General features: G+C 40.6%; 11 protein-coding genes. 7 read left to right on the top strand and 4 right to left on the bottom strand.

From position 1 onward, the window contains the following. Positions 1-9: 9 nt before the first annotated feature. Positions 10-591 carry an ExbD/TolR family protein gene (locus tag NWP17_RS07440; protein ID WP_280654278.1) on the top strand — a complete coding sequence of 194 codons (582 nt, stop codon included), beginning with the start codon at positions 10-12 and terminating at the stop codon, positions 589-591. A 77-nt stretch (positions 592-668) separates the two neighbouring features. On the opposite strand, the gene psb29 is transcribed toward NWP17_RS07440, so the two are convergent. From psb29 to hemF, 3 genes are all read right to left on the bottom strand, one after another. After that, positions 669-1,373: a photosystem II biogenesis protein Psp29 gene (psb29, locus tag NWP17_RS07445; protein ID WP_280654279.1), complete on the bottom strand. Its 705-nt coding sequence runs from the start codon at positions 1,371-1,373 to the stop codon at positions 669-671. Positions 1,374-1,777: 404 nt separating this feature from the next. Next, on the bottom strand, positions 1,778-2,146 hold the full coding sequence (locus tag NWP17_RS07450) for an STAS domain-containing protein (protein ID WP_280654280.1): 369 nt from the start codon (positions 2,144-2,146) through the stop codon (positions 1,778-1,780). A 357-nt stretch (positions 2,147-2,503) separates the two neighbouring features. Next, the gene (gene hemF / locus NWP17_RS07455) at positions 2,504-3,553 is read right to left on the bottom strand and encodes an oxygen-dependent coproporphyrinogen oxidase (protein WP_280654281.1); all 1,050 of its coding nucleotides are present in this window, start codon (positions 3,551-3,553) and stop codon (positions 2,504-2,506) included. Positions 3,554-3,914: 361 nt separating this feature from the next. Here hemF and NWP17_RS07460 point away from each other — a divergent pair, with 361 nt between their 5' ends. Continuing rightward, positions 3,915-4,985 carry an Mrp/NBP35 family ATP-binding protein gene (locus NWP17_RS07460; protein ID WP_280654282.1) on the top strand — a complete coding sequence of 357 codons (1,071 nt, stop codon included), beginning with the start codon at positions 3,915-3,917 and terminating at the stop codon, positions 4,983-4,985. Positions 4,986-5,083: 98 nt separating this feature from the next. After that, positions 5,084-6,397, top strand: a complete 1,314-nt coding sequence (rodA, locus tag NWP17_RS07465; RefSeq protein ID WP_280654283.1) for a rod shape-determining protein RodA — start codon at positions 5,084-5,086, stop codon at positions 6,395-6,397. 274 nt (positions 6,398-6,671) lie between these two features. Here the strand turns inward: rodA and NWP17_RS07470 are convergent, their stop codons facing one another. Next, complete coding sequence (locus tag NWP17_RS07470; RefSeq protein WP_280654284.1) at positions 6,672-7,445, bottom strand: THxN family PEP-CTERM protein; 774 nt, start codon at positions 7,443-7,445, stop codon at positions 6,672-6,674. Positions 7,446-7,711: 266 nt separating this feature from the next. Here NWP17_RS07470 and NWP17_RS07475 point away from each other — a divergent pair, with 266 nt between their 5' ends. The 4 genes from NWP17_RS07475 (at position 7,712) to trmL (ending at position 15,621) form a co-directional block, all read left to right on the top strand. After that, entirely contained in the window at positions 7,712-11,932 is a 4,221-nt protein-coding gene (locus NWP17_RS07475) for an AAA domain-containing protein (RefSeq protein ID WP_280654285.1), read from the top strand. After that, entirely contained in the window at positions 11,904-13,679 is a 1,776-nt protein-coding gene (locus NWP17_RS07480; protein ID WP_280654286.1) for a phospholipase D-like domain-containing protein, read from the top strand. Before NWP17_RS07475 ends, NWP17_RS07480 begins: the two co-directional genes overlap by 29 nt. A 195-nt stretch (positions 13,680-13,874) precedes the next feature. After that, positions 13,875-15,014: a glutamate--cysteine ligase gene (gene gshA / locus NWP17_RS07485; protein ID WP_280654287.1), complete on the top strand. Its 1,140-nt coding sequence runs from the start codon at positions 13,875-13,877 to the stop codon at positions 15,012-15,014. Positions 15,015-15,159: 145 nt separating this feature from the next. Next, a complete protein-coding gene (trmL, locus tag NWP17_RS07490) occupies positions 15,160-15,621 on the top strand; it encodes a tRNA (uridine(34)/cytosine(34)/5-carboxymethylaminomethyluridine(34)-2'-O)-methyltransferase TrmL (RefSeq protein ID WP_280654288.1) in 462 nt (153 codons plus the stop codon). The last annotated feature ends 434 nt before the right edge of the window (positions 15,622-16,055 follow it).

Raw genomic sequence — 16,055 nt, forward strand, 5'->3', positions numbered from 1 at the left:
ATTCACGCCATGAAAGTTAATCTGCATACTCCAGTTGAAGAAACACAAATTCAAATCCTGCCCTTAATTGATGTTGTATTTTGTATCTTGACCTTTTTTCTGTTGGCTGCTTTGCAATTTACTCGACAACAGGCAATTAATATTGATTTGCCCAAAGCCAGTACAAGTACAGTTACTGGTATCACTTCAGAAAGTGCTACCCAAATTGTCACTATTGATGCTGTGGGTAATCTGTATGTGGAAAAACAACCTGTACAACGACAACAACTACCGGAAAAATTAAGGCAGTACCTCCAAGCAAACCCTAATGGCACTTTGGTGCTGAACGCATCACGAACGGCAACTTATAATGATGTAATTTCCATTTTAGACGTGATGCGGCAAGTAGGTGGCGATCGCGTGTCTTTGGGAATTATACCAGGACCTTCTCAACTACCCACGGACCCATTAAATCCCCCTAATTTTCCTATGAGTCCGGGGGGAGTACCTACACCAGTTCCCGGTGGGAATCCTGATATAATGTCTCCAGTGTTACCTAATCAACTACCTACCCAAGTGCCTATACCACCTGAAACAACTCCTGCTCCTTAAAAGGTAATACCGATCAACAAGGGGAGATAAAAATTCCCCTTGTTCGGTCAAAATCACCATTTTTGCAGGTTTATCTATTAATTGGCTGATGGGGGGGCTGTTGGGGTACTTGTTTGTTGTTGACGCTGTTCGCGTTTTTTGCGATCAGCGGAAACCATGTCTGCCATAACTACCAGGGCTTGAGCCATTTTTTCCAAGTTGGAAGTATATAGTTCTAAGTCCTTGATGAGTTTTTCCTCCGACAGATGTAAACCAGTAGCAATAGTTGTTAATGCCTCAGTGCGTTGCTTTTCATCCTTGACTAACTCGGGATCAGATTGTTCTAGCAGGGTAAATAAACCAATTCCAAATAAGCGGCTGTATTTAAACCCAGAATTATTAGCAATGGCTTGCAATTGCCCTTGTAAGTCAGGATCACGATCTAAATGAGTGGTTTGGCTTAACCACGCGATTAAATCAGTTACTGGTATGTCTTTAGCTAAAGCTTGCAGCCGTTCGGCATCCTGTCGGTAGCTTTGCGGTTCTTGCTCCATAGCCTGACATAAAGACTGGAAAATTGATGCTCGATCTTGTTCTGGTAGGTAGCCTTGCATAAAGCGGTCAAAAGTTGTGACGACGCCCAGGGCATAAATTGCATTGTAGGTAAAATTGCTATTCACTGATAGTAGATGCATTTCTACCATTAGTTCTTCTATGACCCGACGGTAAATTGTGTTAATTGGCCGGGTGTGAAGGGAGTAGAAAGCTTGCTTTGTATCTGAAACAGTACGGATGTTATTCACGAATAAAATGTTAAGAATGTTAAGGGCGACGTTATTACATTTTGTCTCCTAAAGGCTACTTTGCCAAGTTCAGGTTCCCGATCAGTTTTTTTTATGGGTTGTTCATCTAGTTCAATTACCCTGGGTGAGTATTTAGCTGGTTGACATACTCACCGACTTTGAAGGTCGGTGATTCTTGACAGTTCACAGTATAACACACTAAAAAGCCGTCCTAGAAGGACGGGGCTTGTATCCCATTCTTTTGTTCAATGATTGTACTGGAGAACTTAACTATCAGGTATCCGTAGCTAAGTCTGGTAATTTAATGGCTTTTTTTGACTCTGATAGCCGAAAAGCCACTTGGTGAGCAATTCTGAGAATTTATTGCTACACAAGGCGAGAACAATATTAATGATTAATCTTTTTTAGCCAGCCATACTGCGAGGTACACCTTCTAAAGCTTCCTCTTCGGTTTCAAAGATTTCAAAAACAGTGTCCATCATTGTCACTTCAAACACTAGTTTTGCCTCTGGTTGTAGATTGCAAATGCGGAAACTACCCTGGGCTGCATCAGCATCGCGCATCCCTGCAACCAAAGAAGTGAGACCAGAACTATCAATAAAACTTACCTGAGCTAGATTCACAACAAGGTGTTTACCCATTTTGGAAATACATTCTTGTAACTTCAGCCGAAACTGCCAAGCTGTTGTGATATCCAAACGTCCTTGTGGTGTTAAGACAATAACGGTATTACCGTCTTGGGTTGTATGGGTTGTCTGTTCTATTTCAGTCACTAATCCTCCCTGTAACACTGGTCTAAATTTAGTATTGGGTTTGGTGAGCCAAAAAAACTAGTTTTTAGTAGTTTAGTTCATTGTTAGTTCATCAGTTGACTCACCAGAACCAAAATTATCAAGTACTGTTACTTGAGTTTAACAGGATATAGGTAACGCAAACCACAAAGACGAGCAGCAATGTAGTGTTAACTTCTCAGTGACTCTTGCGATCGCGTTGAGGATATTCTCAGCTTTGGTTTTACGTCCCGGTAATGCCTTATTGCTGAGACTTGGTAGTTTAACTCACCACAACATTGTTCAAGCAAGATTTAATTAGATTTAATTAGTGCCTGATCTATCAAGCACTATTGTACTTTATTTTAAAGTCTCTAATTTCCAGTTTACCCAATCTTGGGGTTTGAGGAAGGTTTCATACAACTCAGCTTCTGGGGTATTGGGTTCTGGCTGATAACCGTATTCCCAACGCACCAGGGGAGGTAAAGACATGAGAATTGATTCTGTGCGTCCGTTGGTTTGTAGCCCAAAGATTGTACCTCGGTCATAAACCAGATTAAATTCTACATACCTACCACGACGATACAGTTGAAAATTACGTTCGCGATCGCCATATTTTTTTCCTTGTCGCCTTTCCACAATAGGCACATAGGCGGGCAAAAATGCTTTACCACAATCTTGCACCAAAGTAAATAAATCTTCCCAACTGCGGCCAACTGGTGCATCCTGTTGGTTACTATAAGTAGCCGCTTGTCCATTGGGGTCAGAACCGCAATATAATAAGCCTTGTCCGTCTTGATAATCGAAAAATATCCCCCCAACACCTCGACTTTCCTGACGATGCTTGAGGTAAAAATATTCATCACACCAGCGCTTAAACACCGGGTAATACTCTAGGTGATGTTGGTCGCAAGCTTCCTTGAGTGTTTTGTGAAAATGCACTGCATCTTCAGCAAAGGGGTAATAAGGTGTCAAGTCAGCACCACCGCCAAACCACCATACTGGACCCGCTTCAAAATAGCGGTAATTGAGATGAACGGTGGGGACGTAAGGATTTTTGGGGTGTAAAACTAAGGAAGTACCTGTAGCATAAAACCCATGTCCAGCTGCTTCCGGTCGTTGGGCTAAAATCGAGGGTGGTAGATGAGAACCCCAAACTTCAGAAAAATTTACCCCAGCTTGTTCAAATATTGCCCCATCACGCAGCACTCGCGATCGCCCACCTCCCCCCTCTGGACGTTCCCAACTATCTTCATGAAACCTACCTACACCATCTAACTTTGTCAGTTGCTCGGTAATTTCATCTTGTAGTTGTTTCATAAACCGACTCACCCTCGGCTGAGAGTCAGTTCCAGGTAAAAATTGAGATGTTTTTGCTATTTTAGTTGGCGTTTGCGAGTTAATCAACATAAATTCCCGAACTTAAATTAAAATTTACAAAAACCCACGGTTGGGTAACAAAAGCCAATAATCACCCTAAATTTGCCTAATCTGCTTTTTTAAACTTACCAGCATTGACAGGATTGATGGGCATGACTAGAGTTATTTTCCCTCAAATGCGTATAGGCTTGTATATTGACTGGGTTTTGTTTGTAATTCTTGATGTAAACATTTTCGGTTAACATCAGACCTTAATTACCTATTTTATAAGCGCTTTGTACCTTCCGGTTGCACTTCTGTTGCTTCTCACGTGCCAAAGAAAGTTAATATTATATGTAGATGATAATAAAATTTTCTTAAATTTTGTTACGAGAGTAACAGTAAAAACAGTATGTACGATGTTCTCGATTCCCGCTCTGTCCTGGAGGTTTTGCGACCAGTACAAGACCCGGAACTCCGCAAAAGTTTAGTGGAACTAAACATGATTCGCAACGTGAAAATAGAAGCAGGCAAAGTTAGCTTCACTTTGGTGTTGACCACACCCGCCTGTCCTCTACGAGAATTTATTGTGGAAGATTGCGAAAAAGCTGTTAAAAAACTACCCGGCGTTACGGAAGTCAGGGTAGATGTAACAGCAGAAACACCCCAACAAAAAAGCTTGCCGGATCGAACAGGAATCACAGGGGTAAAAAATATTCTGGCTGTTTCCAGTGGCAAAGGCGGTGTTGGTAAAAGCACAGTGGCAGTAAACATAGCCGTGGCTTTAGCGCAAACAGGGGCTAAAGTGGGATTACTCGATGCTGATATTTACGGACCTAACGACCCAACAATGCTGGGCCTGGCTGATGCTGAAATTATGGTGCGTTCCACAGATAAAGGTGAAATTCTGGAACCTGCTTTTAATCACGGTGTCAAGTTAGTATCCATGGGCTTTTTGATTGACAGAGATCAGCCGGTGATTTGGCGCGGTCCAATGCTGAATGGAGTAATTCGCCAGTTTCTTTATCAAGTGGAATGGGGAGAACTGGATTATTTAATTGTAGATATGCCGCCGGGAACCGGGGATGCTCAATTAACGTTAACTCAAGCAGTACCGATGTCAGGAGCAGTAATTGTCACTACACCGCAAAATGTCGCCCTGTTAGATTCACGTAAAGGATTACGGATGTTCCAACAAATGAATGTACCAGTTTTGGGGATAGTAGAAAATATGAGCTACTTTGTTCCGCCGGATATGCCAGATAAGCAGTATGACATTTTTGGTTCTGGTGGCGGTTCCAAGACAGCATCTGAGTTGGGAGTACCGTTATTGGGGTGCATCCCACTGGAAATTTCCACCAGGGTAGGCGGTGATAGCGGTATACCCGTAGTGGTTGCTGACCCTGATTCAGCCTCAGCAAAAGCATTAACAATGATTGCGCTGAATATCGCCGGTAAAATATCAGTTGCCGCACTGACATAATTAATTTCTAATAATTTCTAATTTTTCTCTGATTCCTGGGTTATGGCCTGGGAATACAGATCAAAGTATTCAGTAAATTTACCGCCTCACATCAGACAATGTTGTTAAAACGTCCGCGCAGCAGAAATCCTTGGCACCGTTGGATTAAGCCTTGGCAACAAATAGATTGGCTACTCTTGTGTTTGACTATTGGTGTCAGTATGTTTGGTGGACTGATGATCATGAGTACGGAACTAACTCAACCGGTGACTGATTATTGGTCGCACTGGCTGGTGGCTGCCATCGGTGCTGTGATAGCTTTGTTCTTAGCTCGTACTCGTTATGAAAATTTGATCCAGTGGCATTGGGTGACATACACTTTAACAAACCTCAGCCTAATTGCCGTGATGATTATTGGCACTAGTGCTAAAGGGGCGCAACGATGGATTACTATTGGTGGCTTCAATGTGCAGCCTTCGGAATTTGCCAAAATTGGACTAATTATCACTGTAGCTGCTGTCTTACACCAGCGCACAGCCTCAACTGTAGAAAGTGTATTCCGTGCTTTGGCTATTACTGCCATTCCTTGGGCATTAATATTTTTACAGCCAGATTTAGCAACATCCTTGGTGTTTGGTGCTGTGGTCTTGGGAATGCTGTACTGGGCAAATGCTAACCCTGGTTGGCTAATCCTGATGATTTCCCCCGTGATTTCTGCGATTCTTTTTAGCATAAATTGGCCTTTATCCCAGCCCATAAGTTTATTTAATGTCATATCTGTGGGACTTTTAGGGTTAGTTTGGGCGATCGCTATGGGCATTTTGGGTTGGCAAACTCTCCCTTGGCGTAAATTTGCCTTCAATGGCATTGGTGCATTAGCTCTCAACCTCTTGGGTGGTGAATTAGGGGTTTTTGTCTGGAATCATGTATTGAGGGACTATCAAAAAGACCGCCTGACAGTATTTCTTAAACCTGGATATGATATTTTAGGAGTTGGCTATCACCAACACCAATCTCGCATTGCCATAGGTGCTGGTGAAATTTGGGGATGGGGTTTGTTCCAGGGACCCATGACCCAACTTAACTTTGTCCCTGAACAGCATACAGACTTTATTTTTTCCGCAGTAGGGGAAGAATTTGGTTTTGTTGGTTGTTTAGTGGTTTTATTTATCTTCTGCTTGATTTGCTTTCGCTTATTGCGTATAGCTCAAACTGCCAAAGATAACTTTGGCTCATTGTTGGCTGTTGGTGTTTTGTCAATGATTGTGTTTCAGCTAATTGTTAATGTAGGTATGACCGTTGGTTTAGCCCCTGTAGCTGGAATTCCCCTACCTTGGATGAGTTACGGTCGTTCCGCCATGCTGACCAACTTTATTGGTTTAGGTTTGGTAGAGTCTGTTGCAAATTTTCGTCACCGACCAAAGTATTATTGATGTCGGTGGGATTACAAGTATAAATGATATAAATGATATAAATCTTGTGGTGCGGGCATCTTGCCCGCTATAGTTATCAATTCATAGCAGTTTTGATGTAATTAAACCATCAGCCGATATCCCTATAATTAACGCAGGTTTTTCTGTATCTGCCGTGAAAACACCATAAACAGCGCTAACAAGATACTATTACTTGCCAGCGCCACAAAAATAGTTATACATATTTATAGCTAACTAACTAGTTAGAAAATTAACTCACCCTCTCACTCTGCAATTAAGACCGTTGAAACTTGGGACGACGATTAAACAAATAAAGTCCCAACACAGAAAAACCAATCAATGCGCCAGGCTCAGGAGTACTTACTGGTGGTTTCTTGTCAGCCAAAATTACTGGTGGTTTGATGCGACCAACCAAGTACGCACCAGTGGCTGCTCTTTCTTCAGTAATCAAACTAGAAATTGGATTAAAAGCGTCAGGAGTACTACTAAAGCCGAGTAGTTGCAGAGTCAATTCTTTTCCACCCACTGAGAATGTGGTGTCTTGAGATTTAGAAGCAAAGGTGATTCTGTCATCACAAGGTGTATTACTAACCTGGAATGCGGGACATTCATCTAAGAAAAACGTGTTGATTGTTTCTTCGAGTCCAAATGTATATTTGAACAGGCTTTTTGTGCTTCCTTCTATGTCGAGAGTGATGTCTAAATCAACAGCATCTATACCAGTGCCTGAATATGTAGGAAAGTTAAAGTGAGTGAACTTACCTAGCAATACATTGGTTTCTTTTTCAAAACTTACAGATGTATTTGTAGCACCATCAAAGCGGAATCCGCTTTGCTGAGACTCAGCAGCCCAACCCCAGCGAATCTCGTTTGTATCAACACCGTTGGTATACACTTGATTAACATTGGGATTTGTCCAGCGACCTGTAACTGAGTTTAAAGTCAGACTTGCAGCAACAGCGGGGATGGCATTTCCCAAAACTAGGGATAAGGTGGTTGCTGATGCCACTAATGAACCAGAGAGAGTAGATTTGCCCGAGATATTCATTTTTTTCGAGTTTTGATGAGTAGAAGATAAATTGTCTTTTTTAAGATATCACTTTTTTTAGTTGAAATTCTTAAATTTTTGATAAAATTACCCTGGTAATATACGCATTTACACTGACAAGTGCCGTTCATGGACTATGGTTGTTAGGGATTAAGCCCAATCATGGCAACTTTTGATGATGTGGCGCGGCTATTTTGGTTTATCATCAATATATTGGTCAGTAAAACTTATCGTCTAATTCAACAGCAGTAAATTAAACAGTATCCATGCCCGCTTTTCTTAACAACCGCCATTCAGAAAACTGGAGCTATCAATGCGTCAGAGTAGTGAATAGAGATGAGATACCTGACTTACTGGGTGATCAACCTTGTATGTTTTATGTGCGTCGTCAAGGTGTGGGAAGAAATCCAGATGAGGAAATTTGGCAGTTAACAATCGCAACTGATCAAGAGCAATTACCTTTACCTGCAAAACTGCAAAGCCAAGGCAAAACCTATAGTTTACGAGCCGCCATCAGGGAAGATGGAATTGGCGGTTTAAAAATTTTATCGACTTGTAAACTCCACCTTTCACGGGGACACGCGGATGGTTATGCTGTACCCTTTTGCTTGCGTCTGCTACCTCATGAACAACATCGTTTAGGTATTCCGAAAGCAGCATTAGCACGTATGGCTAATGTGCCTGTTTGTGGTGATTATGTACCTACAGCAGACCAGCTGCAAGCTTGGAAGGCTTTTTTACAAGTTGAGGAAAATATTGCTAAATCCCGTCAGTTTTGTGTGGCTTTTGTAGATAATTATTATGGCAGTAATACCAGATACATTACTTTTGAAGTAGATGTTAACTCAGCTACTCTCGATGGTGCTGAAGAAAATTATTTACATCTAGCCAATTTCTGGGAACGGGTCAAAGGTTGCCAAAACCAAGGGGTGAAACTTTCCTCAACTGTACCCAGAGGACAACCAACTCATAAAATTCCTCAATTGGGTTCAATTGCAAAAGTTGATCCTCAAAATTGTTTGATTAAAGTTAAACTGGAATGTGAATTAGCTGAATATACTGCTACAGAACTTGATCAGCCACCAGGAAAGGGATTTTTATTTTTTGATGCGGCTGGTGACATTCAACAAGTGCGGCGTAAAAAAGAAGCTTTAGAACAATTAAAGCAGGGACAAACTCAAAATCCTTATTTGGGTAAGTTTTTATTCGATGCTTCTCAGGCCAGGGCCAGTAACAAAACTGTACGACTGCAAGGGGATGATTTGTTATTATCTTCTGCTAATACTGGACAAAAGGCAGCAGTAGAAAAAGTATTAGCAGCTGAAGATTTGGTTTTGATTCAAGGTCCCCCTGGTACTGGTAAAACCACCGTAATTGCAGAAATTTGCTATCAAATAGCCCGACGGGGGGGACGTACTCTCATCGCTTCTCAAGCTAATTTGGCTGTGGACAATGCGCTGAGTCGATTAGTTCATAACCCAGTGATTAGGGCTGTGCGTAAGGGACGGGCGGAAAAAGTGGGGGAAGAAGGACAGCCGTTTTTAGAAGATCAAGTGATTGGTACATGGCTAGAAAATACTGCTGCTGACTGTGAAAGTAGTCTTGAGAAACGTCTGCAAAATGTGGAATTTTTGAGGGAATTATTGGGGGCTTTACCACGATTTACAGATTATTTAAGCCGGGAAGAAGCTCTAAATGAGCAACAAATTCAACTAAATGAAGAAAGGGAAAGTTTAGCGGCTACCTGTGAAATTCAAGCAGCTATTCACCAGCAAGCTTTAAATAAAATTAATCAGGTTAAATATATTAAATTAGGGTTAGATTATATCCTTAATAATGCACTAAATATAAATTGGCAAGCGCCAGAGTTGAAAAACTGTTTACCATATCTACAGCCATATATAGAAGATATAGAAGGAGATTTTTTGAACAATGTTCGTCAAGCTATCAAATGTACTGATAAACTTGGTTTAGTTTGTCCTGCTAATGATGCGTTTGCTTTGGCGGTTTGGCTGTGGGAAAATGTAGCTAATAAAATTACTGATTTTAAAGTAGCATTCGCTTATGCCCAAGATGCAGTTTCTGTGATGTCGGAAGTGGCAAAAGAGGTGTTAGCTAGGGGAGAAAATTATACGAATGTCCATCATCCACCAATAGATGAGGAAGAATTGATCAGCCAACGGGAAAATTTAGAGCAAACAGTTAAAGGTTGGCAAAACCGCTTACGGGAAATTGAGTATGTGATTGCAGCTATGATACAATGGAAATCTACAGCACCTGTGGTTTTATATCAAGTAGTTAGGGAATGTCAGCAATCAGGACAAGTATTAACAGAGGAGGCGCTGCAATTACCACTGGGTTTGTTGATGTTTGCTGGTCAATTAAACTTAACTATATTACCCAGTAGATATCAGATTAATTTGCCGGATTGGCAGGTTTTATATAAGGCGTTGAACTATGAAGTAGAGGGTGGTTTTGTTGATAGAAAGGGTAGACAGTATAATTTTAGTTATTTTTTAGAGCAAAATTTTAGTCAAGTTCCTTTCGTGCTATCAGGGAGCGATCGCTCCCAGTGGCGTAAAATCTATGAGGATTTTCAGAATTATCAACTGCTGAATTTCAATCAGCGAAAATTCTTAGTGGAAAATACGCAGTTGTTTTTACTGAGAATGGAACAAGTTTATGGTGGGTCCTGGGAATTAAATCACCTGGATTCTACCCTCAAATACATTAGCGAAGACTTATTTACCACTATACTTACTCATGCGCGTCAATGTATCGCACAAGTCAAGACTCAAACTGAAAAAAATCTTCAGTATTTCCAACATCAACTAAGTGAACTGGAAAAACATATATCTACCCACCGGCAAATATCCGGTACTTCATCTCAAATTGCAGCAGCTAACTCCCAACTTGAACAGGTTATCAATAGTTTGCAATTACTCCGCCAACAGCCAAATGTCCCTGACAGATTACGGGCTTTAGCGACGGAATATCTGACCAACCAATCAAAAATTTGGGAAGAACAAGAAAAATTTGCGACTCAGGTAAATACTGGGTTGAGTTATGTTAGCCAATTAGAAACTTTAATTCCCTTAATTACACCTTTCCCAGTTTTAGAAAATATCAAACAATTTTTAGATGAGGAGCTAGAAACTATAGAACAAGAAAGTACACTGGCTGCAAAACAATTACAAAAGATTCAAACTCAACTCAAAAAAATAAATCATCAACCCCACATAGAACCAAGTAAAGAGTTAATTTTATCAAGGAATTGGTGGGAAAGATTCTGGCTAACCATATCCGAAAAATGTCAACCAGAAGATATTAATATAGACTTATTTAATTTAGAATTTTTACACAAAATCAAAACCAGGTTTCATGCTTGGCAAAATCAACTAGTTGAAGCAGAAACTTATGTCAGGCGCTACCATGATTTTACCCAAGATTGGATTGATCGGGTTAAAAATCCCTCAGAGCGCGATCGCAATGATTTAAAACGAATTTATTTAGATAATGCTAACGTTATTGGTATCACTTGCGTACAAGCTGCAAATTACAATTTTTCCCAGGAGTTTACAGCTTTTGATGTTGTCATCATTGATGAAGTCAGTAAATGTACTCCGCCGGAATTACTCATACCGGCTTTAAAAGCTAAAAAGTTAGTCATGGTGGGTGATCATCGGCAATTACCCCCTATGCTTAATAGTAACACAATTGTAGAAGTTGCCCAATCACTTGGTAGTCAAAGATCAGAACTGGAATTTTTAGAAGAGTCATTATTTAAAATTCAGTTTGAATCTGCCGATGCAAGCATCAAACAAATGCTGAATATACAATATAGAATGCACCCCTTTATTATGGGAGCAATCAACCAATTTTATCAAGGTAAACTAGAATGTGGACTTTTACAACCAGACAGCCAACGCGCCCATAATTTGACCGGGGAAATTATCCAAACACATCACCATTTGGTTTGGGTAAAAATGCCGAGAGACAAGGAATTTGAAGAACAACGGGAAAATACTTCTTTTTCTAATCCGCATGAAATTGATATAATAGCAAGCCTATGTCAGCAATTTGAGGACACCTGGGCGGCTAAAATAGCCAAGGGGGAAGCAAAAAAACAAATTGCAGTAATTACATTTTATAACGCACAATTGAGAAAAATTGACGAACGTTTACAACCGCAACTTTTTCCTTCCTTGGATATTCGCACTGGTACAGTTGACAGATTCCAGGGTATGGAACGCCCTGTGGTAATTGTTAGTATGGTTCGTAATAATGATCAAGGTGATGTTGGGTTTGCCAAAAAACCAGAACGGGTAAATGTGGCTTTTTCCCGCGCCCAAGAATTACTGGTAATTGTGGGTTGTCATGATTTATTTACCCGCCAAGGGGGTAAAGTGGGAAATATGTATTTAGAAATTTCCCAAACTGTTAATATTCAAGGAGGTTTTGTTGATTTTTCTCGCTTTTTTAGCTAAACCTATTGATGAAAAACTCAAAAATTTAGCGGAGGAAATTACAGCGAAAAATACTCATTTATCGGTTTTAGCGGCTTGGGAATTTCGCTATAGTTTACATCAAACTAATGTCAAATTATTTATTCAGGAACCCCGCGAATTTAATGTACTCGAAGAATTTATTATCCGTGCTGGAATTGAATTTTCACCCCCACCAACAGAAGATGAATTAGCATCTATATTAGGGCTTGACCCTATATTTATCCGCAGTACCACCGCCAATTTACAAGCATTACAAACCTTATCAACCACTTCCCCGGTGACGGTCACGGAAGCAGGGCGAGATTTTTACGCCAAGGGTTGTGTACCTCAACCTCCATACCCCAGACAAGTATACGCTGTTGCTGATGCTTTAGACGCAAAGCTGGTTTTTTCTCTTGAACCATTAAATAATGATGTGTCGTTGAATCTACCGGATTTAGCCGAATTTATCAAAGTTGGTCGTAAAATTAATGATATATCTGATTTAAGCATTGATAAGTTACAACAATATATTCAGGTGTCAGGTTTAGATTTTCATAGACCGGAATTAGGAAAAGTTGTTACTGATTGTCAAGTTTTAGGAACACCCCAAACAGTTTGGAAAAATATATTTTTGTTAGTCATCTTTGATGATGAACAAGAGCAATTGAGTATCCAAATCAGAAGCGGTAAGGAAATTCTAGCATCAGCATCAAAACGGATGGAGGTGCTGCAAAGTAAAGGTAAAATACCTTGGCAAGCTTTATGTAAATTATCAAACCCAGCCATAAATTTGGAGCGGGAAACTACTTTTCACCATAAACATACTGAAATAGAATCTAGGCTCGCGAAACTGACTAACTCTGCTGTAAAGTTACGGGATGGAGAAATTATTCCCACTGTTGGGGAGGTTTTAAAATCTGCCCAACGCCAAATTATTATCTATTCTCCTTGGTTGACTGAAGCTGTTGTCAATCAAGAATTTTTGAACTTGTTAAAAAAACTAGCTCAAGCTGGAGTATGGATTTTAATTGGACATGGAATTGCTCAACCACCGGCAGATGTAGAAAAAAAACTGCGTGCTATTAAAACCCCTGATGATTTACCATCTGTACAAGTTTTTTGTTTGGGAGATTCCCATGTCAAAGAAATTATGGTTGATCATCAAATTTATCTGTTTGGATTTTATGACTGGGTTTCTTGTGGAGGGGAATATTTACCGTCGGGTGAGTCAGTTTATCAGGTGACTATTCCCGATCAAGTCGAGGAAGCGCATCAATTTATGGCTCTTCGTTGCCACAATTATGCACAAAAACGCTGGAATATGGCTTTAGAAAACAGAAATTTTCAAGTTGCTGTAGATTGTTTGTGTTTATGGGCGGGGCTGGGTATGCAAGATATTACACTCAGGGAGATACAGGAAAACAACTGGCTAGAACTTCTCCCAGTGTGGCTGAATGTTTTACTTCCAGATGTGAAATCAAATAATTTACCTGATGATTCTGTAATTTTGTTAGATGCACTTGCTTTGCTGAATCAGTTTTCCGGGGAGGAAACTTTTATCAAATCATTGCAGCAGGAATGGCGTAAGGTGATCAGCGCCATGGCATCTCATCAACCGGAAACTGCTCTAAGCCTACTTAGTGAGCAAGTGTGGGCGCAATTTATCCGTCTCAATATTGCTCAGGAGAATGATTCACCCCATGAATTTATTAAGTCCCAGACTTCTCCACCCAGGAAAAGGTAAGGGAAAAATCAGGGTAGAAAATCTCAGGGTTACGGTTCCCTGTTAATGATGTACATGATTAACAAGCAGGATGCTTGTGTTACAAGACGATCATTTACATTTCAATAATTGCGAATTTTAAGTTAACTTAAATGTAGATGCAGAAATTCGTTTAATTCGATACAGTTTTACCAGAGGAGAGGCGAGGGGAACAAAGTGGTTCTATTAAAAGGCTTTGAGATTGAGATGTACACAGGTACGCCTCAAGGTGAAATAGTCGGTCTCTCCGACAAAATTGTGGCTGGTTTGCATGGGTTTGTCCGGGAACCTGACAGTCGCAATGTGGAATATACAACCCAACCATTGAATAATTATGAAAATTTATTGTGCGCTTTGCTGCTTCCCCGGCGCAAGTTACGCCGCTATTTGGAAAGTTTGGGCAATTACACTTTAATTCCTGGTAGTACTTTGTCTTTGGGTGGAAGCGATCGCTTTTTTCGTTCTGACCCGAATAATCCTTATCATGAGTACATAGAAAATACCTATGGTACAAAAGTGGTTACAGCCAGTGTTCATATTAATATTGGTATTAGTGACCCAGAGGTATTAATGCGGGCTTGTCGCCTGATTCGTGTAGAAGCGCCTTTATTCCTGGCCTTGAGCGCCTCATCCCCCTTCCTGGATAGCCAGGCTACTGGTTATCATTCCACCCGCTGGGCTGTGTTTCCCCAAACCCCCGATGGTGTGCCGCTATTTACCAGCCACGCCCATCATATTCAATGGGTAGAAGCACAAATGGCTGCTGGAACTATGCAAAATGTGCGGCATTTGTGGACTTCAGTCCGACCAAATGGCGATGGCCGTCCTTATGACCTTAATCGCTTAGAATTACGAATTTGTGACTTGGTTACTGATCCCATTGCTTTATTAGCAATTACCGCTTTACTGGAAGCCCGTTTGTTGCAGTTGATGGCTAACCCCAACCTTGACCCGTTAATTCAAAGTAGCTTTTCTCCTGAAGAATTGATTGCAGTCACCGCTAGTAATGAAGCAGCCGTAGCCACTGCTAGTCTTGATGCTCAGTTGCAGCACTGGGAAGATGGCAGATTCATCTCTGCCAGAGATTGGATTACTGAACTATATCAAGAAGTTTGGGCGATAGCTAAACAACATGGTTTTAACTGTTTCCTTTCCCCTTTACAGAAAATTATCCTGGCAGGTAACGAAGCCCAACAGTGGTTACAATTGTACTCAGTCGGTTTTGACTCTCAGCGTGTCCTCACTCAAGCAATTGTTGCCACTGAGGAACGAGAAGTTGAACTAGAAAACAAATTGTGTTCGCCTCTAGTAGCTTAAATCTTCTGTCTTGGTTTCAAAGGTAGATTTGGCGAGAGAAACCCGAAACCACAAAATTATTTATTTTCTCTCCCCAAACTTTCTTGTTGCTTATAGTCTGAGTGTTAGTTGAGATTGATTAGTATAAGTATTAGTATCCCAGACAATGCCCCAGGTCGTTTTAGTTCATCCACAAATCCCCCCAAACACAGGCAATATTGCCCGTACTTGTGCAGCTACGGGTACAGAATTACATCTAGTGGCTCCTTTAGGGTTTGAAATAAGCGATCGCTACCTCAAAAGAGCAGGGTTAGATTATTGGCCTTATGTCAAACTCTACTATCACGAATCCTTAGAAGCCTTTAAAGCCACACATCGGGAACGTGGCGGTAGATGCTTGGGCTTCACAGTCAGGGGGAATTTTAATTACATTGATTTTCAATTTAAAGCCAATGATTGGTTGCTTTTTGGTAGCGAAACTAGTGGCTTACCATCTACAATTTTGTCAGATTGTGACGCTAAACTTTACATTCCCATGGCTGAGTCTGGTGTTCGCAGCTTAAATCTTTCGGTCAGTGTAGCCGTAAGCTTGTTTGAAGCCCGTCGTCAGTTGGGTTATTTACAGTAAAAATACTTAATAATTTTCCCCACCAGTAGGAATATGGGAATGCTGTTTGATTTTTGAAAAAAAGTCCGTAAACATTGCCCTGAAAAATAATTTTTTCGGCAAAACATAAGTAATAATACTAAAATAATTTGTAATAAATAAGCATTTTCCCGCAAGTTTAGTGATAAATACTCGCCAAAATCGGGAGAGAAAAATATTTTATTGAATAAGTGATTTCCGTGAGGACAAAAGTAATGAGAAATTTGTACTGTTGATTCTTAGCGATCAATCAACTTAAACTCTCATGTTGATAAGGCGGATCGAATAGAAAAACCTTGAATATATCTACAACACAGGGCAGAGCCGATGGGCAGAAATCAGAACCATTATCTTGCAACGCCCACAAAGGGCTTTCTGAATATATAATTATTGTTCAGTCCTAGTAAGCGTAGTCA

It is taken from the genome of Chrysosporum bergii ANA360D, from assembly GCF_029891735.1.
GTDB lineage: Bacteria > Cyanobacteriota > Cyanobacteriia > Cyanobacteriales > Nostocaceae > Umezakia > Umezakia bergii.

What these genes read in the sequence shown, in the direction of transcription:
- NWP17_RS07475 (WP_280654285.1), top strand. Translation starts at nt 7,712, where the DNA reads ATGCCCGCTTTTCTTAACAACCGCCATTCAGAAAACTGGAGCTATCAA.
- rodA (WP_280654283.1), top strand. Translation starts at nt 5,084, where the DNA reads ATGTTGTTAAAACGTCCGCGCAGCAGAAATCCTTGGCACCGTTGGATT.
- trmL (WP_280654288.1), top strand. Translation starts at nt 15,160, where the DNA reads ATGCCCCAGGTCGTTTTAGTTCATCCACAAATCCCCCCAAACACAGGC.
- hemF (WP_280654281.1), bottom strand. Translation starts at nt 3,553, where the DNA reads ATGTTGATTAACTCGCAAACGCCAACTAAAATAGCAAAAACATCTCAA.
- NWP17_RS07470 (WP_280654284.1), bottom strand. Translation starts at nt 7,445, where the DNA reads ATGAATATCTCGGGCAAATCTACTCTCTCTGGTTCATTAGTGGCATCA.
- NWP17_RS07440 (WP_280654278.1), top strand. Translation starts at nt 10, where the DNA reads ATGAAAGTTAATCTGCATACTCCAGTTGAAGAAACACAAATTCAAATC.
- NWP17_RS07460 (WP_280654282.1), top strand. Translation starts at nt 3,915, where the DNA reads ATGTACGATGTTCTCGATTCCCGCTCTGTCCTGGAGGTTTTGCGACCA.